At 75.2% G+C, this 18,119-nt stretch carries 16 protein-coding genes and 1 riboswitch; of the genes, 10 read left to right on the forward strand and 6 right to left on the reverse strand.

Features of this window, described 5'->3' with window-relative positions:
* Positions 1-4 precede the first annotated feature (4 nt).
* Both ACFYMO_RS13020 and ACFYMO_RS13025 read left to right on the forward strand, forming a co-directional pair.
* Positions 5-1,567 (forward strand): molybdopterin-dependent oxidoreductase, encoded by a 1,563-nt coding sequence (locus ACFYMO_RS13020; RefSeq protein WP_366773265.1) that lies wholly within the window; start codon positions 5-7, stop codon positions 1,565-1,567.
* Positions 1,564-2,211: a hypothetical protein gene (locus ACFYMO_RS13025; RefSeq protein WP_388546109.1), complete on the forward strand. Its 648-nt coding sequence runs from the start codon at positions 1,564-1,566 to the stop codon at positions 2,209-2,211. The genes ACFYMO_RS13020 and ACFYMO_RS13025 overlap by 4 nt, the downstream gene beginning before the upstream one ends.
* Here ACFYMO_RS13025 and ACFYMO_RS13030 read toward each other — a convergent pair.
* The 3 genes from ACFYMO_RS13030 to ACFYMO_RS13040 are packed head-to-tail and all read right to left on the reverse strand — an operon-like array spanning position 2,163 to position 4,416.
* Positions 2,163-2,918, reverse strand: coding sequence for a class I SAM-dependent methyltransferase (locus tag ACFYMO_RS13030; RefSeq protein ID WP_388546112.1), 756 nt, complete (start codon positions 2,916-2,918; stop codon positions 2,163-2,165). The two genes, ACFYMO_RS13025 and ACFYMO_RS13030, sit on opposite strands and share 49 nt — an antisense overlap.
* Positions 2,915-3,703 carry a DUF2064 domain-containing protein gene (locus ACFYMO_RS13035; RefSeq protein ID WP_366773263.1) on the reverse strand — a complete coding sequence of 263 codons (789 nt, stop codon included), beginning with the start codon at positions 3,701-3,703 and terminating at the stop codon, positions 2,915-2,917. The genes ACFYMO_RS13030 and ACFYMO_RS13035 overlap by 4 nt, the downstream gene beginning before the upstream one ends.
* Positions 3,700-4,416, reverse strand: a complete 717-nt coding sequence (locus tag ACFYMO_RS13040; protein WP_366773262.1) for a glycosyltransferase family 2 protein — start codon at positions 4,414-4,416, stop codon at positions 3,700-3,702. The genes ACFYMO_RS13035 and ACFYMO_RS13040 overlap by 4 nt, the downstream gene beginning before the upstream one ends.
* 125 nt (positions 4,417-4,541) lie before the next feature.
* Here ACFYMO_RS13040 and ACFYMO_RS13045 point away from each other — a divergent pair, with 125 nt between their 5' ends.
* Positions 4,542-5,261, forward strand: a complete 720-nt coding sequence (locus tag ACFYMO_RS13045) for a response regulator transcription factor (RefSeq protein ID WP_388546117.1) — start codon at positions 4,542-4,544, stop codon at positions 5,259-5,261.
* Positions 5,262-5,267: 6 nt separating this feature from the next.
* Positions 5,268-6,389 carry a HAMP domain-containing sensor histidine kinase gene (locus tag ACFYMO_RS13050; protein ID WP_366773260.1) on the forward strand — a complete coding sequence of 374 codons (1,122 nt, stop codon included), beginning with the start codon at positions 5,268-5,270 and terminating at the stop codon, positions 6,387-6,389.
* Positions 6,390-6,501: 112 nt separating this feature from the next.
* Here ACFYMO_RS13050 and ACFYMO_RS13055 read toward each other — a convergent pair whose 3' ends face one another.
* Positions 6,502-7,587: an NAD-dependent epimerase/dehydratase family protein gene (locus ACFYMO_RS13055; protein ID WP_388546120.1), complete on the reverse strand. Its 1,086-nt coding sequence runs from the start codon at positions 7,585-7,587 to the stop codon at positions 6,502-6,504.
* 146 nt (positions 7,588-7,733) lie between these two features.
* Positions 7,734-8,387, reverse strand: a complete 654-nt coding sequence (locus tag ACFYMO_RS13060) for a TetR/AcrR family transcriptional regulator (protein WP_366773258.1) — start codon at positions 8,385-8,387, stop codon at positions 7,734-7,736.
* An 858-nt stretch (positions 8,388-9,245) separates the two neighbouring features.
* On the opposite strand from ACFYMO_RS13060, the gene ACFYMO_RS13065 reads away from it, so the two are divergent.
* Positions 9,246-9,581: a hypothetical protein gene (locus tag ACFYMO_RS13065; RefSeq protein ID WP_388546123.1), complete on the forward strand. Its 336-nt coding sequence runs from the start codon at positions 9,246-9,248 to the stop codon at positions 9,579-9,581.
* Here the strand turns inward: ACFYMO_RS13065 and ACFYMO_RS13070 are convergent.
* Positions 9,562-10,218 (reverse strand): RNA polymerase sigma factor, encoded by a 657-nt coding sequence (locus ACFYMO_RS13070; RefSeq protein WP_388546126.1) that lies wholly within the window; start codon positions 10,216-10,218, stop codon positions 9,562-9,564. The genes ACFYMO_RS13065 and ACFYMO_RS13070 overlap by 20 nt on opposite strands.
* Before the next feature lie 18 nt (positions 10,219-10,236).
* On the opposite strand from ACFYMO_RS13070, the gene ACFYMO_RS13075 reads away from it, so the two are divergent.
* The 5 genes from ACFYMO_RS13075 to ACFYMO_RS13095 all read left to right on the forward strand — a co-directional run bounded on the left by ACFYMO_RS13075 (position 10,237) and on the right by ACFYMO_RS13095 (position 18,002).
* Positions 10,237-12,348, forward strand: coding sequence for a protein kinase (locus ACFYMO_RS13075; protein WP_388546129.1), 2,112 nt, complete (start codon positions 10,237-10,239; stop codon positions 12,346-12,348).
* 252 nt (positions 12,349-12,600) lie between these two features.
* A complete protein-coding gene (locus ACFYMO_RS13080) occupies positions 12,601-13,425 on the forward strand; it encodes a DUF4232 domain-containing protein (RefSeq protein WP_366773255.1) in 825 nt (274 codons plus the stop codon).
* Positions 13,426-13,876: 451 nt separating this feature from the next.
* Positions 13,877-15,172 carry a PP2C family protein-serine/threonine phosphatase gene (locus ACFYMO_RS13085; RefSeq protein ID WP_366773254.1) on the forward strand — a complete coding sequence of 432 codons (1,296 nt, stop codon included), beginning with the start codon at positions 13,877-13,879 and terminating at the stop codon, positions 15,170-15,172.
* Positions 15,173-15,361: 189 nt separating this feature from the next.
* A riboswitch (cyclic di-AMP (ydaO/yuaA leader) is annotated at positions 15,362-15,566 on the forward strand.
* A gap of 11 nt (positions 15,567-15,577) precedes the next feature.
* Entirely contained in the window at positions 15,578-16,864 is a 1,287-nt protein-coding gene (locus ACFYMO_RS13090) for a M23 family metallopeptidase (RefSeq protein WP_388546133.1), read from the forward strand.
* 190 nt (positions 16,865-17,054) lie between these two features.
* Positions 17,055-18,002 carry an aldo/keto reductase gene (locus ACFYMO_RS13095; RefSeq protein ID WP_366773315.1) on the forward strand — a complete coding sequence of 316 codons (948 nt, stop codon included), beginning with the start codon at positions 17,055-17,057 and terminating at the stop codon, positions 18,000-18,002.
* The last annotated feature ends 117 nt before the right edge of the window (positions 18,003-18,119 follow it).

The following is an 18,119-nucleotide window of genomic DNA, read 5'->3' on the forward strand; positions in this document are numbered from 1 at the left end:
CCGCATGGGCGACCACCGCACCCTTCGACCACCCCCGTCCCCCCGGCTCCCCACCGATCCCCGCTTCTGGCGCAGTCCGCTGCGCGGCCCCTGGCTGACGGCGTTGCTCGGCGTCGTGCTGCTGCTCGGCATCACCGTGCTGTTCGTCACCGGGTTGCTGTCGTACGCGGCCTACAACCCGGACCTGGCGGCCCCCAACGACCGGACACCGGACCGCGGGCTGCTGGGGTTCTACCTGTTCGCCTGGCCGACCGATCCCTACTGGCTCTACCGGCTCACCCAGGGAGTGCACGTCACACTCGGTGTGGTGCTCGTCCCCGTGCTGCTGGCGAAGCTCTGGTCGGTCGTCCCCAAGCTGTTCACCCTGCCGCCGGCGCGTTCGGCGGCGCACGCGCTGGAGCGGATCTCGCTGCTCCTGCTCGTGGGGGGCGTCCTGTTCGAGTTCGTCACGGGACTGCTGAACGTCCAGCTCGACTACCTGTTCCCCGGCTCGTTCTACCCGCTGCACTTCTACGGCGCCTGGGTGTTCATCTCCGCTTTCGTGGTGCACGTCGTCCTGCGGCTGCCGAAGGCCCTCCAGGCGCTGCGGAACGGGGCGCCGCGCGACGTCGCCTCGGCCGGCGCCGGACGGGCCGGGCGGGAGGAGCGCGCGGCCCGCCGGTACGAGGCGGCCGCCGAGCGGGCCGGCACCGGGGAGCGCGAGCCGGGCGAGTCCGAGCCGGGCGAGGCCGAGGAGCGCGCCGCCGCCGACGAGTCCGGCGGAGCGGAGGAGCGGACCGCCGCCGGGGAGTACGACGAGGGCGGGGAGCAGGACGGCCCCGAGGAGTACCACCGGCCCGGCGGGCGGGCCGTGGGCGGGACGCCCGAGCGCGCCCATCCGGGAGCACGCGAGCCGGACCTGGACACCGGGCTGGTCGCGCCCCGTCCGGCGGCGCCGACCCTGACGCGGCGCGGCGCCCTCGCTGCGGTGGGCGGCGGATCCGTGCTGCTGCTGGCGGTGACCGTCGGCCAGAACTTCGACGGACTGCCCCGCCGCACCGCTCTGCTGGCGCCGCACGGCGGGCCGGAGCCGGGGACCGGCGCGAACGCCTTCCAGATCAACAAGACGGCTGCCGCCGTCGGCGTCACCGACGCGGAGACCGGAGCGGGCTGGCGGCTGACCCTGGAGCGCCCGGGCGGACGCACGCAGCGCCTCTCGCGGGCCGATCTGCTGGCCATGCCGCAGCACACCGCCGCGCTGCCGATCGCCTGCGTGGAGGGCTGGTCGACCTCCGACCAGCACTGGAGCGGCGTGCGGCTGCGCGACCTGGCGGAGTTGGCCGGGTTCGACCCCCGGGACGGAATGCCCGGGGTGTTCGTCGCCTCCCTGCAACGCTCCGGCGCCTTCCGGCACGCCGCGCTGCGGGACAACCAGGTGCGCGACCCGCGGTCCCTGCTGGCGCTGCGCGTGGGTGGTGAGGATCTCTCCCTCGACCACGGCTACCCGGCGCGCGTCATCGTTCCGGCCGCGCCCGGGGTGCACAACACCAAGTGGGTGCAGCGGCTGGCGTTCGGAGCGGACCGATGAGCGGCGGCCCCGAGGAAGCCGCCGCGGGCGGCGAGGCGGACGGCCGGGCGGGTGCCGGGGCGGAGGCCGCCCGGGAGCCGGGAGCAGGGCCGAAGCCGGGAGCAGACCCGGAGCCCGGAGCGGACCGGGAGCCGGGAGCCGCTCGGCAGCCGGGAGCCGCCGGGCTGCGCCGACTGCTGGGCAGCCCGTTCCAGATCGTCCTGCTGCTGGCCTCGTTCGTGCTCGCCGGATACGCGGGCGCGCGCTTCCTGGCGGACGACTGGCTCGGGGTCGCGGTCTGGTTCGTGGGCGCGGCACTGCTGCACGACCTGGTGCTGGTGCCGCTGTACACGCTGGCCGACCGGGTGCCCCGGCTCGCCGGACGGTACGTCAACCACCTGCGGATCCCCGCCCTGCTCTCCCTCCTGCTGCTGCTGGTCTGGTTCCCGCTGATCACCGGACCGGCCGACCGGTACGCGGGACTCACCGGACGGCCGCCCGGCAACAACGGCTACGCGCTGCACTGGCTGTGGCTGACCGTCGGCCTGTTCGCCGCCTCCGGACTGTGGCTGGCCGTGCGGACCCTGCGCGGCCGCCGGGACCGGCAGCCGGCCCCTCAGGGACGCCGCAGCGCGACGAACGAGCGCCCGCCGGACGCCCACTGACCCGCCGTCGTCCACCCGGCGGGCGCCGCGTACCGCAGCAGGGCCGCGGTGCCCAGCCGGGCCCAGGGGAACGGCCGGCCGCTGCCGGGGTGCGCGTGGTGCGCGCTGCGCCCGTCGTCGATGCGCACCTGGGCCCGCTCGTCCACGTCCAGCGGCGAGGTCTCGGCCAGCAGCAGCCCGTCCGGCGCCAGGAGCCGGGCGCAGCGCTCCAGCAGCGCCTCGGGGGCGCCGCCGATGCCGAGGTTGCCGTCCATCAGCAGCACGCTGCCCCACCGGCCCTCCCCGGGCAGCGGTTCGAAGACCGAGCGGTGCAGCGCGGTACCGCCGAGACCGACGGTGCGGGCGACCGCCTCCGGGCTCACGTCGATGCCCAGCACCCGGTGGCCGAGCGAGGACAGGGCCGCCACCAGCCTGCCGGGCCCGCACCCCACGTCCAGCACCGCGCCCTCGCAGCGGCGCAGCACCGACATGTCGGCGGAGTCCGCGCTCGCGCACCAGCGCTCCACCTCCAGCGGCAGCAGCCAGCCGTCGCTGCGCCGCAGGAAGAGCGGGCCGCGGCCGCTGCGGAGCGCGTCCGCGTACGGGTCGGCGCCCCACGGGGTGCCCGGGGCGTCCTTCTTCTCGGGCGCCGCGGCGGTGCCCGCCGGGGCCGCCGCGTCCGCGGGTGCCGCCTGGTGCGGGGGCGTGGCGCGTGTGGTGGCCGTCATGGGGCGGCCGTCCGGTGCGGCGCGGCCTCTTCCGGGGCCCGGCCCGCGGGGATGCCGGTGCGGTAGGGCCGCAGTTCCGGTACCGCCGCCACGGTGGCCGCGAACCGGCCGTCCGGTGCCTCGGCGGCGACCCGCACCGCGTCCTCGGCGGTGTCCACGTCGCGCAGCGCGGGCAGTCGGCGCACCCGCAGCCCCTCCTGGGTGAGCCGGTCGAGTTGCGCCTGGCCGGTCGTGGCGGTGGACATCGGGACCCCGCGCAGCAGTGCGGCATCCGGGCGGGCCAGCCCCAGTGTCCAGAAGCCGCCGTCCAGTGCGGGCCCGAACCAGGCGTCGCACTCCTGCCAGCCGTCCGGGCCGAGCGCGGGTTCCAGCAGTGCGGGGGTCACCTGCGGGGTGTCCATCCCCACGAGCAGCGCCGGGCCGGAGCCCGCTGCGGCGAACGCCGCGGCCAGCCGCTCGTCCAGGCCGCCGGAGCACTGCGGCACGACGTCGAAGCCGGGCGGCAGCCACGCGCCGGGCTGTCCCGACAGCACCAGCACCCGGCGCGCGGCGGGCATGGCCCGCACGGCCTCCAGCGTGTCGTGCAGCGCGGCCGCCGCCAGCCGGGCCGCCTGCTGCGGGGTGCACGGCGGGCACAGCCGCGTCTTGGCCCGCCCGGGCAGCGGCTCCTTGGCGATGACGAGCAGTGTGGTGGTTCCCGCCGGGGCGGGTTCTTCCGGGGCGGCTCCTGCCGGGATGGCTCCCTCCGGGTCGGTTTCCCCGGCAGGACGGGACGGCGTCGTCATCGGGCAGCCTCCTGTTCGGTGACGGGCGGCTCCTGGAGCACCGCCCGCATGTCGCGTACCGCGTGCCAGGTGCCCCGCCAGGTGCCGGTCACCTTGGACTTGCCGGTGCGCGGGCGGTAGGGCACGTCGCGCTCCTCGATGCGCCACCCGGCGTCCGCCGCCCGCACGACCATCTGGAGCGGGTATCCGCTGCGCCGGTCGGTCAGTCCGAGCCCCAGCAGCGCTTCGCGGCGGGCCGCGCGCAGCGGGCCCAGATCGTGCAGCCGTACGCCGGTACGCGCGTGCAGCATCCTGGAGAGCGCGAGGTTGCCCGCGCGGGCGTGCGCGGGCCACGCGCCGCGCGTCTGCGGGCGCCTGCGGCCCAGGACGAGGTCACTGCGGCCCTCCCGCACCGCCTCCACGAACGGCACCAGGAGGGCGGGGTCGAGCGAGGCGTCGCAGTCGCAGAAGCAGACGATGTCCGCCTCGGCGGCCGTCAGCCCCGCGTGGCAGGCGGCGCCGAAGCCGCGCCGGGACTCGGACACGACGGTCGCGCCCAGTCCGCGAGCCGTGGCCGCCGAGTCGTCCGTCGAGCCGTTGTCGACGACGATCGCGCGCCAGCCCGGGGGGATCCGCTCCAGCACCCAGGGCAGTGCCTCTTCCTCGTCGAGGCAGGGGAGTACGACATCGACACCGGGCACGGGCACGGCCTCCTTCGGACGAGGTTCGATCACGCTCCGCACACCCTACGGAGCCAAACGCGACATTCCAGACTTCGCGTTCTTACGAAACACGGACATCGCCCCGGCTGCCGCCGACCCGCCTCCCGCGCTCCGGTATCCGGTGCGACCCTGAGGCCATGCAGCCACCACCCGCCGGGCGTGTCCTGGTCGTCGACGACGACCCCACCGTCGCCGAGGTCATCACCGGGTACCTCCAGCGCGCCGGATACGCCGTCGACCGCGCGGAGACCGGCCCCGACGCGCTGGAGCGTGCCGCGGCCCGGTGGCCGGACCTGGTCGTGCTCGACCTGATGCTGCCCGGCATGGACGGTCTGGAGGTCTGCCGCCAACTGCGCGGCAGGGGACCCGTGCCCGTCATCATGCTCACGGCACTCGGCGACGAGGGCGACCGAGTGCTGGGCCTGGAGGTCGGCGCCGACGACTACGTCACCAAGCCGTTCAGCCCGCGCGAGCTGGTGCTGCGCGTCGAGTCCGTGCTGCGCCGCAGCCGCCGCGCCGAAGAGGCCCCCCGGCCCGCCTCGGTGCTGCGCGCCGGAGGGCTGGCCGTCGACCCCCTCGCCCGGCGCGCCTGCCGGGACGGCACCGAGCTCTCGCTCACCGTGCGCGAGTTCGACCTGCTGGCCCACCTGCTGCGGCACCCCGCCCGCGCGTTCTCCCGCGAGGAGCTGATGCGCGAGGTGTGGGGCTGGGCCTTCGGCGACCTCTCGACGGTCACCGTCCACGTACGCCGGCTGCGCGCCAAGATCGAGGACGATCCCGCGCAGCCCCGGCTGATCCAGACCGTGTGGGGGGTCGGCTACCGGTTCGACCCGGTCGCCGGCGCGCAGGAGGACTGAACCACCGTGCACGACATGCTGCTCATCGCCCTGTTCGCCTTCCTGGGGGCCGCCGCGGCCGGACTGCTGGGCGCCCTCGCGCTGCGCGCCCTGCGGCACCGCTCGCTCGCCGTGTCCCTGACGGTCGTCTCCACCGTCGCCGTGACCGCCATGCTCTCCGGGACGCTGGCCGTCGCCTGGGCCATGTTCCTCTCCCGGCACGACCTGTTCGTCATCACCACGGTCGTCGCCATGGCGGCCGTCGTCTCGCTGGCGACCGCGCTGCTGCTGGGCCGCTGGGTGGCGTCCCGCAGCCACGCCCTCACCCGCGCGGCGCGGTCCTTCGGGGACGGCGGCAGCTTCCCGGCACCCGGCGCCGCCGAGGCGGACGACCCGGCCGAGTTCGCGGCACTGACCCGGGAGCTGGCCGCCACCAGCGAGAAACTCGCCGCCTCCCGGGACCGCGAGCGGGCACTGGAGAGCTCCCGGCGGGAGCTGGTCGCCTGGATCTCGCACGACCTGCGCACCCCGCTGGCCGGACTGCGCGCCATGTCCGAGGCGCTGGAGGACGGCATGGTGGAGGACACCGGCCGCTGCCTGCGGCAGATCCGCACCGAGGTCGAACGGCTCAACTCCATGGTCGGCGACCTGTTCGAGCTCTCCCGGATCCACGCGGGCGCGCTCGCCCTGACCACCCACCGGGTGGCCTCCGCCGAACTCGTCTCGGAGGCGCTGGCCGGCGCCGACCCGCTGGCCCGGCAGAGCGGGGTCCGGCTGGTGGGCGACGCGCTGACCGACGTGCCGGTGGAGGTGGACCCGCGCGAGATGACCAGGGTGCTGGGGAACCTGCTCGTCAACGCCATCCGGCGCACTCCGGCCGACGGCACCGTCGCGGTGCATGTGCGCAGCGTCCAGGAACAGGTCGTCCTCTCCGTCACGGACGGCTGCGGCGGCATCCCCGAGGAGGACCTGCCGCGCGTCTTCGACACCGGCTGGCGCGGCACCCACGCCCGCACGCCCCCGGGCGCGGGCCTGGGGCTGGCCATCGTCCGGGGCATCGTCGAGGCCCACCGGGGCACGGCGGCCGTCCGCAACGTGACCGGCGGCTGCTGCTTCGAACTCACCCTGCCGACCGCCGGGCCGGGCTGAGCCCGCGCCGAGCGGTCCACCGGCGGACCGGCAGCACGCGAGGGGGCGGCTGCACCCGGCGAAGCGGCTGCACCCGGCGGCGCGGGAGCGGGCACGGTGGCGCAACGGTCCGCTACGCCCGGCCCGACGGCGCCCTCATGTCGGACGCCGCGAACTCCTTCATACCCTCCGCGAAACCGATCTGCGCGCGCCATCCCAGCTCCCGCGCGGCCCGTTCGGAGGACGCCGTGATGTGCCGTACGTCGCCCAGCCGGAACTCGCCCGTCACCACCGGGTCCGGCCCGCCGTAGAACTCGGCCAGCGTGCTCGCCGTCTCGCCGATGGTGTGCGGGTCGCCGCTACCGGTGTTGTACGCGGCGAAGGACCCCGGCGCCCGGTCGGCGCCCGGCGTGCCCAGCGCCTCCAGCGCGGTCACGTTGGCGGCCGCGATGTCCCGCACATGGACGAAGTCCCGGCGCTGCGCCCCGTCCTCGTAGACGGTGGGGGCCACCCCGCGGGCGAGCGCCGAGCGGAAGAACGAGGCCACTCCCGCGTACGGCGTGTCACAGGGCATCCCCGGCCCGTAGACGTTGTGGTAGCGCAGCGAGACCGCGGCCCCGTCGACCGCGCGGGCCCACGCCGCCGCCAGGTGCTCCTGGGCGAGCTTGGTGGTCGCGTAGGTGTTGCGCGGGTCCAGCGGCGCGTCCTCGCCGACCAGTCCGGGGCGCAGCGCGGCGCCGCAGTCGGGGCACGGCGGATCGAACCGCCCGGCACGCAGATCCGGCACGGCACGCGGCCCCGGCCGGACGACCCCGTGCTGCGGACAGGTGTAGCGGCCCTCCCCGTAGACGACCATCGAACCGGCCAGCACCAGTGCCCGCACCCCGGCCCGCTCCATCGCCGTCAGCAGCACCGCCGTGCCCAGGTCGTTGCAACTCACGTACTCCGGGGCGTCGGAGAAGTCCTTGCCCAGCCCGACCATCGCCGCCTGGTGGCACACCGCGTCCACGCCGTGCAGCGCCTCGGCGACGGCGTCCCCGTCGCGCACGTCGCCGCGCAGCTGCCGCACCCCGGGCGCGGCGGCGGGGGACGCGGCGCCCGCTCCGTGCGCCGACGGCAGCAGGGCGTCCAGGACGACCGCCTCGTGGCCCGCTTCGGTCAGGGCCTCCACGACGTGGGAACCGATGAATCCGGCACCGCCGGTGACAAGAACGCGCATACAGCCACGCTAGAGGCGCACGGGCGCCGCGCAACGGTAGGCGGCACCGTGTCATCGCTCCGTAAGAACCCGATCCCCGCCGACACCGGTCAACAGCGCCCGATCCATGCGGATTGTCCTACTGTCCGGGGTGGGTGCCCTCCGGCTCAGCGGCCGGTGCGGAACGCGCCCGCGCGGGCCGCCTCGTACGCCGCCAGCGCCGCCCGTTCGGCCACTGCCCGGTCCACGGGGGCGCCGGTGGTCAGCAGTTGGTAGTACAGCGGTGCCGAGACGGCGCGGATGACCTCCTCCGCATCCGTGTCGGACGGTACCTCTCCCCGCTCGGCCGCCTGCCGCACGCAGGGCGCCCACTCCGCGATCCGGGCCGCGTAGAACCGGTGCAGGGCCTCGGCGGCGGGCGCGTCGCAGGTGGCCGCGGCGATGACCGCCTTGAACAGGGCGCCCTGCCGGGGATCCGTCAGGGTGCGGCGCACCAGTGCGGCGTTGGCCGTCAGATCGTCGAGGAGCGCGCCCGTCTCGGTGCGGGGTTCGGACTGCTCGGCCATGTCGTCCAGCAGATCCGCCAGCAGCGCGGTGACCGTCCCCCAGCGCCGGTAGACCGTCGTCTTGCCCACTTCCGCGCGGCGGGCCACCTCGGCGAGGTCGAGGTGGGCGAAACCGTGCTCCGCGAGGGCGTCCCCGGCGGCGCGCAGCACCGCCTCGCGCACCCGCGCCGTACGTCCTCCGGGCCGTACGGTGCCGGGTGAGGCGGCGGCTCCCGGGCCGGTCGCCCTCCGCCGGGCCCCCGGTTCAGCTGTCACAACGGGTCTCCAGTTCCCTTACGGCTCGCAGGGTCACCCTACGGGGCCTCGACCGGGCCGGCTGCCTCGTCCCGCCCCGCGCCGCTGTTCGATGCCCCGCCCTGCCACCTGCTCGGCCACCCCGCTTCACCACCCCGCTCCGGCCCGCCCCGGCCGCACGTCGCCGGGCCTCCACGACCCCTCCGGCCCCGTGCCGATCCCGGGCCGGACGCGGTAGGCGTTCGGGCACCGACGAATGCCGGTTCCGTGTGCGCCGTACCCGGCCGTGCCGCGCGCGGGCGCACGCGACCCGTCCCGGAGAGGAACGCCATGAGCCACGACCCCACCGAGCACCGCAGCGGGGGCCGGACGGTCCGGACAGTCCGTCCGGCCCGGACCGCGGTCGCCGCGGCCTGCACCGCCGCCTTCCTCGCACTGGGCCCGCTCCCGGCGCCGACGCCGCCGGCCCCCGGCCCGCCGGCACCGGCGGCGCTCCCGTTCCCGTCGAGCCGGGGCCCGGCAAGGAGGCGGGCGGCAGGCAGGCCGAGAGCCTGAGCCTGAACGCCGCCGACAACCGCGCCGCGGACGCCTCCTTGGCCCGCGCCCGCCGGGCGGAGCGCTCCATCAGCCCGCAGATCCGCGCGGCGGCCCGGCTCGGCGGGGCGGAACTCGCCGGGCTCGACGCGCGTCTCAAGTCGCCGGACTCGCTCAAGCGCAAGGTCGCCACGTCGATGGAGGAGAAGCCGGGCCGGACGCTGGAGGAGGCGCTCGCCAGGATCAACGACTCCGTCCGCTGCACCCTGCAATGGCCGGACGCCCGCTACACCCGGGGGCGTCACGGTCGCGGCCGCCACCCTGGCCGACTGGGGCAACCCGACGGTGAACTGGTCCAACGCCTGGGGCCGAGAGAAGGGCTACAAGGCCGTCGACTCGGCGTGGGCGGCGCCGCGGTCGGGCCACGTCTTCGAGGTCCAGTTCCACACCCCGGCCGGGAAGCAGGCCCGGTTGCGGACGCACAAGCTCCACGAGGAGCAGCGGCTGCCCAGCACCTCCCCGGCCCGGGCGCAGGAGCTGCAGCGCGAACAGGACCGGATCTTCGCCGCTGTTCCCGTCCCCGAGGGCGCTGTCGCCCTCCAGCCGCCGGCCGAGGTCGTCGCGCGGCCGGGCACTGCGGCGTCCGGCCGCGGCGCGGCGCTCACAGCTCCTGTGAGGTGAGCCACGGCCGGATCTGCCGGCGGGCGTGGTGCAGCCGGGACTTGACAGTGCCCAGCGGGATGCCGAGACGGTCGCAGATCTCGGCGTAGTCCATCTGGCACACGTCGCGGTAGACCAGGGGAGCCACCAGATGCGGGCTCTCCTGCTCCAGCCGCTCCAGGGCCTCCAGGAGGTCCACCCGGGATCCCGCGATCACGCTCGTCGTCCGCGGGTCCGGGCGCTGTTCCGGGGCGCTCGCCTGGTGCGGGAGCGTCGGCTGCTCGACGGCGCGGCGCTTGAGTTCGCGGTACTTCTGGCGGGAGCAGTTGGCCACGATCGTGTGCAGCCAGGTGCTGAAGCGGCTGCGGCCCTGGAAGCGCTCGATGTGCCGGGACACCTGCAGCAGCACGTCCTGCGCGGCCTCCTCGGCGTCCTCGCGGAAGAGCAGGAAGCGGCCGCAGTGCCGCACCACGTCGGGCCGGATGGTGCGCAGCAGCGCGTCGAGGGCCGCACCGTCCCCGGCAGCCGCCCGGGCCGCGAGGGCTTCGGTGTCGGCGGGCGCCGACGGGTCGAGGGGCTCCGGTGTCGCTCCGGTGCCGGTCGGCTCAGGCTGCCCGGATGGCTGGTTCACGGCGTGGGAGCAGGACGGTGGGCACATCCAGGCATCATAAGGGGCATGCCTTCACCTGATCAGATCGGCCGCTACCGGGTCGACCGTCGTCTCGGCTCCGGCGCCTTCGCGGTCGTGTGGCTCGCACACGACGACCGTCTGGAGGCACCCGTCGCCGTCAAGGTGATGGCCGACAACTGGGCGCACAGAATGGACATCCGGGACCGCTTCCTGGCCGAGGCCCGACTGCTGCGCAAGGCGTCCTCGGGTGGCGTGGTCCAGGTCTTCGACGTGGGAGAGCTGGACGACGAACGCCCCTATTTCGTCATGGAATACGCGGACCAGGGCACCGTCGCCGACCGGATGACCCTGGGCCCGCTGCCGGTTGCCGAGGCGGTGCGGCTCACCGCGGAGGCGGCGCGCGGCGCGGAGGCCCTGCACGAGGCCGGGGTGGTGCACCGCGATATCAAGCCATCCAACGTCCTGTTGACCAGTGGAGGAGTGCGGGGCCGGGAGCGGGTGCTGGTGGCCGATCTGGGCCTGGCCAAGAACCTCGCCCACGCGTCGGGGCTGACGGTGGTCGCCGGGTCGGTCGGCTACATGGCGCCGGAACAGGCCGAACCCTTCGAGGGCATCGACGCCCGCGCGGACGTCTACAGCCTCGGGGCCGTGCTCTACCACCTGGTCTCGGGCGCGACGCCCGGAACGCCGGACCGGGTGATGCCGCTCGACGAACTGCGCCCCGGGCTGCCGCCGGGGGTGGGGGCCGCCGTCGGGCGCGCGATGGAACCCGACCGCGAGCAGCGCTGGCCGACCGCGGCGGCGCTGGCGCGGGAGCTGGACCGGATCGGGGAGACGCTGGAGCACGCCGAGGACGAGCAGGCCGCGCCCGGTACGGGGGAGTCCGCCTCGGACGCGGAAGGCCAGGACGGCTCGGGCGCGCCGTCCTGGGCGTCCCCGAGCGCCATGCCGTCCACGGTGCGTCCGGCCTCCCCGGGGGCCGCTCAGCCGGCGACTGTGGCCGCTGAGCCGCCCTCCCGGACGTCGGGAGCGGGCGCCGGCCGTCCGACCGCGCCGGAGGCGCCCTCCGCCGGGGCCGGGCCCGGGTCCGGCCCCGGCACGGCGGAGCCGGATCGTGCTGAACCTGCCGCGGCGGAGCCCGCCGTGACGGAGCCGGACCGCGCCGAGCCCGCGTCGTCGGGGTCCGTGTCTTCGGGGACGACGTCTTCGGGAACGACAGCGCCGGGGTCCGACTCGTCGGGTTCGGCCGCCGGGGAGCCCGTTTCGGCTGGGCGCTCCCACGCGTCCCCGGGACGCGCCCCGGACAGCGCCCTGCCGGAGGGGGCGCAGTCTGCCGGGGGTTCCTCCGCGGTGGGTTCCTCTTCCGAGGCGGCCGCGCCCGGGATGTCCGCGCCCGGGATGTCCGGGGTCGGGGTGTCCGCAGCCGGCGCACCTGACTCGGCGTCCGACCCCGCCGCGGGGCACCCGTCGTCGGCCGGCACGGCGTCCGCGCGGCCCGCGCGCCGCCGCCGGACGCGGGCGCTGGCCTTCGGGGCGGCCGTCGTCGTGCTGGCCGGGGTGGGAGTGGCCGCCACGGCGCTGGCCCCGGACCCCCAGCGGACGCCCTCGACCGTGAAGGTGCGCGACACCAGCGGGCGGATCAGTGTGCGGGTGCCGGGCACCTGGGCGCGGGAGTTCACCGACTCGGGCTGGAACCCCTCCTCGCTGGGGCTGTCCGCCGAGCACGCACCCGGACTGCTCGTCGCGGAGGACGTGCACGGCTGGCAGGACCTCACCTCGAAGACCAGCGGGGTCTTCGTCGGCCTCGGGTCAGCGGAGGGCAAGGGGGGTGAGAGCGCAAGCGCGGACGCCGGGGACGCCGGAGACGGGGCGAGCGGCGCGGACGGTGCCGCGGAGGCCCTGCCCGACAAGGTGGCCGGAATCAAGCACTCGGAGTGCGACTACGCGGGGAGCCGGACCTTCAGCGGAGGAGGCTGGAGCGGGCGCATCCGTACGTGGTCCTCCTGCGCCTCCGGGTACTCGCTGGAGGAGATCGGCCTGAAGCCGACGAAGAAGGGTGCGTCTCCGGTGTATGTGCAGATCCGTTGCGAAGGGGGCTGTTCCGACAAGACCGACAAGGTGCTGGACAGTCTGCGCGTCACCGCCGACGCCTCGTGAGACCGTCCGCAGGGGCGGCCGTACCTTCCCTCGACCTCGACCGATGCACGCGTTCCGCGTCCGGCCCCTTCCGTCACGACCGACCGCGAAAAAATCCCGGGCGGCCGTGAACTTTTTCGCGCGATCGGCCATCGAATGCTGTGTACGGCGCGAAAGCCCCGAGGCACGCTGGAGACGAGAACCGGCACGCACACGAGGCCGCGGGGAGGCCGAACGACCGCGCGACAGCATGACCAGGGAGTGACGGCAGCCATGACGAAGCGCCAGGACCCGACAACCGCGCAGCTCGCTACGACCCCGTCCGAGGCCGAAGCCCCGGCCCCCGGCGCACCGCGCGCCGCCCACCGCAGGCGGCGCCGGGTGACGCGCGTCGCCGCCGCCGCGACCGCGGTACTGGCGGCGGGCGCGCTGGTGGTCGGCTGCGGCAAGGACCCCGAACCCGCCCCGGAGAAGGTCGGCGGTGACGCCGCCCCGGCCGGAAGCGACAAGTCCGGCGACTCCGAGGACGGGGACGGCAAGAACGGCAGCGCGGACACCGGCGGCAAGGACGGCGACGGGAGCGGCTCGGGTTCCTCCGCGTCGGACTCCAAGGCGTCGGGGTCGTCCTCCGCCGACTCGTCGGGCAGCAGGAGCGGGTCGGGCTCGTCCTCCGGTTCCCGGTGCGGCACGAGCGACTTGAAGGCGTCCTTCGGTGACAACCACCCGGGAGCCGGGCAGGAGAACTTCGCGCTGGTGCTGACCAACCGGTCCGACGACACCTGCACCGTGCGCGGCTATCCCGGGCTCGCCTTCGTCAACGACGCCGGTGAGCAGGTCTCCTTCGACCCGCACCGTACCGACGGGAAGGTCAGGACCGTCGAGTTGAAGCCCGGCAGGAGCGCCTGGGCCCCGCTCTCCTTCACCAACCCGAAGATGACGAACGTCACCACCGTCACGCCGAGCGCGGCCAAGGTCACCCCGCCCGACGAGCGGGGCTCCCTCCGGGTGGACTGGTCCGGCGGCCCGGTCACCAACACCGGCAAGGCGTCCGTGCCCAAGATCGGCCCGCTGTCCTCGGGCACCGGCGCCGGCGGCTGAGGTCGGGCCCGCCCCTCCCAGGCCGCCACGCCCCGCAGGCCGGGTGGCCCCGCAGGCCGGGCGGCCGTGCTCCGGGCGCGGTCCCGGCCCGGCCTCCCGGCGGGGCGCCGCCCTCCGGGACATGCATCCCGGAGGGCTGCGCTGCGCCGCCGCTGTCTCCGGGGCGCCGCCGTCTTCGCGATCACCGGAATCCGGCGAGCCGGACCGCCGCCCTGCCGGACCTTCACCCAGCCGAACCGGCGTCTCCCGGTCCTTCGCCGGTCCTTCGCGGGCCCTTCGCCGGCTTTCGACAGGCGATGCCGCCCCTTCCGTGGTAGGGGAGCGGGGAGACGGAACGGCTGACCCTGGCGGCTGCCGCCGGGGCCGCCCGGCTCCGGTGTGCCGCCTGGCTCCTTCCCCCTTCGACCCCTCCTGACTGGCCCCGAGCCCCCGACCGGGTCAGATTGGAACCGTGCGGGAAAGGGCGGCCGGGACACAGCCGGTGAACGTGGACGGCGGCGACGTGGGGCGGCTGTGGCGCCTGGCGCGCTGGCTGCCCGCCGCGCTGTGCGCGTTGGGCATCGTCCTGGACTTCGCGACGCCCCGGGACGTGACCGTCTCGGCGCCGTTCGCCGCCGCCCCGCTGGCCGCCGCTGCCTTTCTGACGATCCGCGGCACCGTACTCACCGGAATGTTCTCCTCCGGGGCGACCATCCTGTTCTCCGCCTTCCACGACTCCGGCAATGTGCTGGAGGCCGAGGCCCGGTCCATCACCATCGTGACCGTCTCCGTACTCGCCGTCGGCGTGAACTACGTCCTGATCCGCAGCGGCAGCAGGCTGGCCTCCGCGCGCAGCATCGCCGAGGCCGTGCAGTACGCCGTGCTGCCCACACCGCCCTCCCGCGTCGGTGCCCTGCGGGTGGCTACCCGGTATCGGGCGGCGCAGGCGGAGGCCCGGATCGGCGGGGACTTCTACGCGGCGGAGGAGACCCCGTACGGCGTTCGGCTGCTGCTGGGCGACGTACGGGGCAAAGGGCTCGACGCGGTGGCCGCCGTCGTCCTCCTGGTCGGGGCGTTCCGGGAAGCGGCCGAGCAGGAGGCGACCCTCCCCGGTGTGGCGGCCCGCCTCGACCGGGCTCTCCAGCGGGACGCCCATCGCCTCCAGGGCGCGGCCCGGCTGGAGGACTTCAGCACGGCGGTGCTGGTCGAGGTCGTCGACCCGCGCACCCAGTCCCCGACTCCCTCCGCACCCGGGCCAGGAGGGCCGAGCGGACCAGGTGTACCGGGCGACCCCGGAGCACCGGGCGGACCGGATGTCCCGGGCGGACCGGACAGTGCGGTGGCGGAGGGGCGCACCGCGAGCGACCGCGTCGTCCTGCGCGTCGTCAACCGGGGCCACCCCGCTCCGGTGCTGCTGCACCGCGGCCGGGCCGTGCTGCTGGAGCCGACCACCCCCGCCCTCCCGCTCGGCATGACCGACCTGGGCGTATGGCCCCAGCAGCTGGACGAGTACGCCTTCCCGCGCGGCGCCCAGCTCCTCCTCTACACCGACGGCCTCTCCGAGGCCCGCAACCCGGAGGGCGACTTCTACCAGCCGGCCGAGCGACTCTCCCGCGCCTCCTTCGCCGATCCGGAGGAGCTGCTGGCGACGATCCTGGTCGACGTCGCCGCCCACACCGGTGGCCGGTCGGCGGACGACATGGCCCTGCTCGCCGTCGCCCACGACACCCCGGGCGACACAGGGGAGGGCACTCCGCGCGACGCCTGAGCCCGGTGCGGTCGGCCGGCGCGCCGGCCGGTCGTACACCGCGCAGGCCGGGCAGCAGCACGGCCTGGGCGGGTGGGGAGCCGGGCGGGACTCACGTCAATTACGGGGAACGGCTTGGAATCCCGGCCGCAGTTCTATTAACGTCCGATAACGCAGCACGGTTGTCACTGCCGTCACGGAAGACGGCACCGTGCTCCGTCGCCGAATCCCGCACGCGGTGCAACAGCAGCACCCGATCGGCCGCACAGCACCGTGGGAACCGGGGAACCACCCCTTCTCGTCAGCCGGACGAGGAGGACGGGGTGAATCGGACGCCCTTGCGAGAGGACGCCCGTAGGAGACCTTCCTGCTCCGAACCCGTCAGCTAACCCGGTAGGCGAGAAGGAAGGAAAGGAGAGCGCCCCCGTGGCCTCCAGATCCCAGGGCTTCGTCGGCCATCCGCCCCAGGCGGACGCGTACGCCCCACCCGCCGGCCACGCCGGCCCGGCAGCGCCCTACGGCCAGGCCGCGCCCCAGAACTCCGTCCCGGGGGCCACGTACGACTTCTTCGCCACCGGCTCCGGCGGCCCCGGCCCCATGCCGCCGCACAACGAAGCGCGCGACGCCGGGGAGGCCCGCGCCGCTGCCGACGGTGATGCCCGTGCCGACGATGACGAGCCGTGGGACGAGTGGAACCCCTCAGCGGACTCCACGGTTCCGGTACGCGGCCGGCACCGAGTCGCCAAGCAACGCGCCGGAGGCGTGGCGCGGGGCGGCACCGTCCTGGGGGTCGGCATGATCGCAGCCGTCGGCGCCGGCGGAATGGCCACCGCCCAGGACCGGGACCCCGGCACGATATCCGTGCCCGACGTGGACACCGCGGCCGACGCGCTCCGGAGCATCCCCGACCGGCTGCCCGACGCCGAGGACCTGCCCGGCATAGGCGGCCTCTTCTCCGACGCCGCCGACGCCACGACGGACTCCGGCGGCGCCGGCGACGCGCAGGCCGCCCCCCTCACCCAGGCCGGGCTCTCCGACGAGGACAGGGCGGCGGGCCCCACCGACGCCGGCGAGGCACTGCGGGCCCGCATCCTCGAACAGGCCGAACGCCACCGCACCGCGGCGGACGAGGAAGCCCGCGAGAAGGCGGCCCAGCAGGCCGCGAGCGCGGCAGCGGCGGAGGCCGCGGAACGGGCCGCCGCTGCCGAGGAGGCGAAGCAGCAGCGGGCACGCGAGGCGGCCGCCGAGCAGGAGCGCAAGGCGGAGGCCGAGCGGAAGCGCAAGGCGGAGGCGGCCCGCCGCGCCGAACTCGCCCGCAGCTACACGGCACCGCTGGCCTCCTTCCAGCTCAGCGCCGGATTCGGCCAGGCGGGCGGCATGTGGCAGAGCGACCACACCGGACAGGACTTCGCCGCCCCCAACGGCACCCCCGTCAAGGCCGTCCACAGCGGAACGGTCAAGGAGGCCGGCTGGGCCGGTTCGTACGGCTACCGCATCGTGCTCCGGCTCGACGACGGTACCGAACTCTGGTTCTGCCACCTCTCGTCCATGACCAGGTCGGCCGGGGACAAGGTCGGCACCGGCGATGTCATCGGCCGCGTCGGCTCCACCGGCAACTCCACGGGCCCCCACCTGCACGTCGAGGTCCGCCCGCACGGCGGCGACCCGGTGGACCCGCTGCCGTGGCTCCGCGACAAGGGCGTCAAGGTCTGAGCATCGGCACGGGAGCCGAGGGAGACCTGGGAGCCGAGGGAGCCGAGATCTGAGCGCAGGCCGGGACGTCAGGGGCCGAGCCCCCGCGCACGTGCCCCGAAGCGGACCCGCACCGGGGCACGACCTGCTGCCCGCCCGGTGTGCGCGCCCGCAGGACCACACGCGCCCGCGCTACGGTCGCGGCATGCAGATGAATGCCGACAGGAAGATCGGTCAACTGTCCGTCTCGCCGCTGGTGCTCGGCGGCAACGTCTTCGGATGGACGGCCGACACCCCCACCTCGTTCGCGGTGCTCGACGCCTACACCGACGCCGGGGGCAACGTCATCGACACGGCCGACGGCTACTCGGCCTGGGTGGAGGGCAACAGGGGCGGCGAGTCGGAGACCGTCATCGGCGAGTGGCTCGCCGCACGCGGCCCCTCCGTACGCGACAACATCGTCGTCGCCACCAAGGTGGCCCGCCACCCCGACCACATGGGCCTCGCCCCCGCCACCATCAAGGCCGCCTGCGAGGATTCGCTGCGCCGTCTGCGGACGGATCGCATCGACCTCTACTACACGCACTTCGACGACGAATCCGTCGAGGTCTCCGACATCGTCTCCGCCCTCGACGACCTGGTCAGGGAAGGCAAAGTCCGCGAGATCGCCGCCTCGAACATCTCGCCCGCCCGCCTCGCCGCGTCGCTCGCGTTCAGCGACCGGGAGGGCGCCGCCCGGTATGCGGCGCTCCAGCCGCACTACAACCTCGTCTCGCGCGACACCTACGAGGGTGAACTGGAGGAGCTCGCCCGCCGGGAGTCGCTGGCCGTCCTGCCGTACTACGCGCTGGCCTCCGGATTCCTCACCGGCAAGTACCGTCCCGGCGAAACCGTTCCCGAAGGAGCGCGCGCGGGCAAGGCAGCCCAGTTGCTGGCCACCGAGCGGGGCCAGCGCGTCCTGGCCGCACTGACCACCGTCGCCGCCGCGCACCAGGCGTCCGAGGCCACCGTCGCGCTCGCCTGGCTCGCCGCGCAGCCGACCGTCACGGCCCCCATCGCCAGCGCCCGCGCGGTCGACCAGCTCCCCGCGCTGCTGGCCGTCGCCGATCTGCGCCTCACCAACGACGAACTCCGCCTGCTGACGGACGCGTCCGCGTAGCTCCTCGCCGGCAGGGCCGCACGGCGGCGACGGCACCAGGCCGCGCGGCGGCAGGGCAGCCGTGCGTGCGGGGCTGCACGAGGGACACGGTGGGTGCGCCCGCACGACGGCACGGCC

Source organism: Streptomyces sp. NPDC007025 (genome assembly GCF_042869455.1).
Classification (GTDB): Bacteria; Actinomycetota; Actinomycetes; order Streptomycetales; family Streptomycetaceae; genus Streptomyces.

Bases quoted from the DNA above. Each gene is read 5' to 3' on its own strand.
- ACFYMO_RS13025 (WP_388546109.1), top strand. From the start codon at position 1,564: ATGAGCGGCGGCCCCGAGGAAGCCGCCGCGGGCGGCGAGGCGGACGGC.
- ACFYMO_RS13035 (WP_366773263.1), bottom strand. From the start codon at position 3,703: ATGACGACGCCGTCCCGTCCTGCCGGGGAAACCGACCCGGAGGGAGCC.
- ACFYMO_RS13070 (WP_388546126.1), bottom strand. From the start codon at position 10,218: ATGTGCCCACCGTCCTGCTCCCACGCCGTGAACCAGCCATCCGGGCAG.
- ACFYMO_RS13080 (WP_366773255.1), top strand. From the start codon at position 12,601: ATGACGAAGCGCCAGGACCCGACAACCGCGCAGCTCGCTACGACCCCG.
- ACFYMO_RS13020 (WP_366773265.1), top strand. From the start codon at position 5: ATGGGCGACCACCGCACCCTTCGACCACCCCCGTCCCCCCGGCTCCCC.
- ACFYMO_RS13095 (WP_366773315.1), top strand. From the start codon at position 17,055: ATGAATGCCGACAGGAAGATCGGTCAACTGTCCGTCTCGCCGCTGGTG.
- ACFYMO_RS13075 (WP_388546129.1), top strand. From the start codon at position 10,237: ATGCCTTCACCTGATCAGATCGGCCGCTACCGGGTCGACCGTCGTCTC.
- ACFYMO_RS13055 (WP_388546120.1), bottom strand. From the start codon at position 7,587: ATGCGCGTTCTTGTCACCGGCGGTGCCGGATTCATCGGTTCCCACGTC.
- ACFYMO_RS13030 (WP_388546112.1), bottom strand. From the start codon at position 2,918: ATGACGGCCACCACACGCGCCACGCCCCCGCACCAGGCGGCACCCGCG.
- ACFYMO_RS13045 (WP_388546117.1), top strand. From the start codon at position 4,542: ATGCAGCCACCACCCGCCGGGCGTGTCCTGGTCGTCGACGACGACCCC.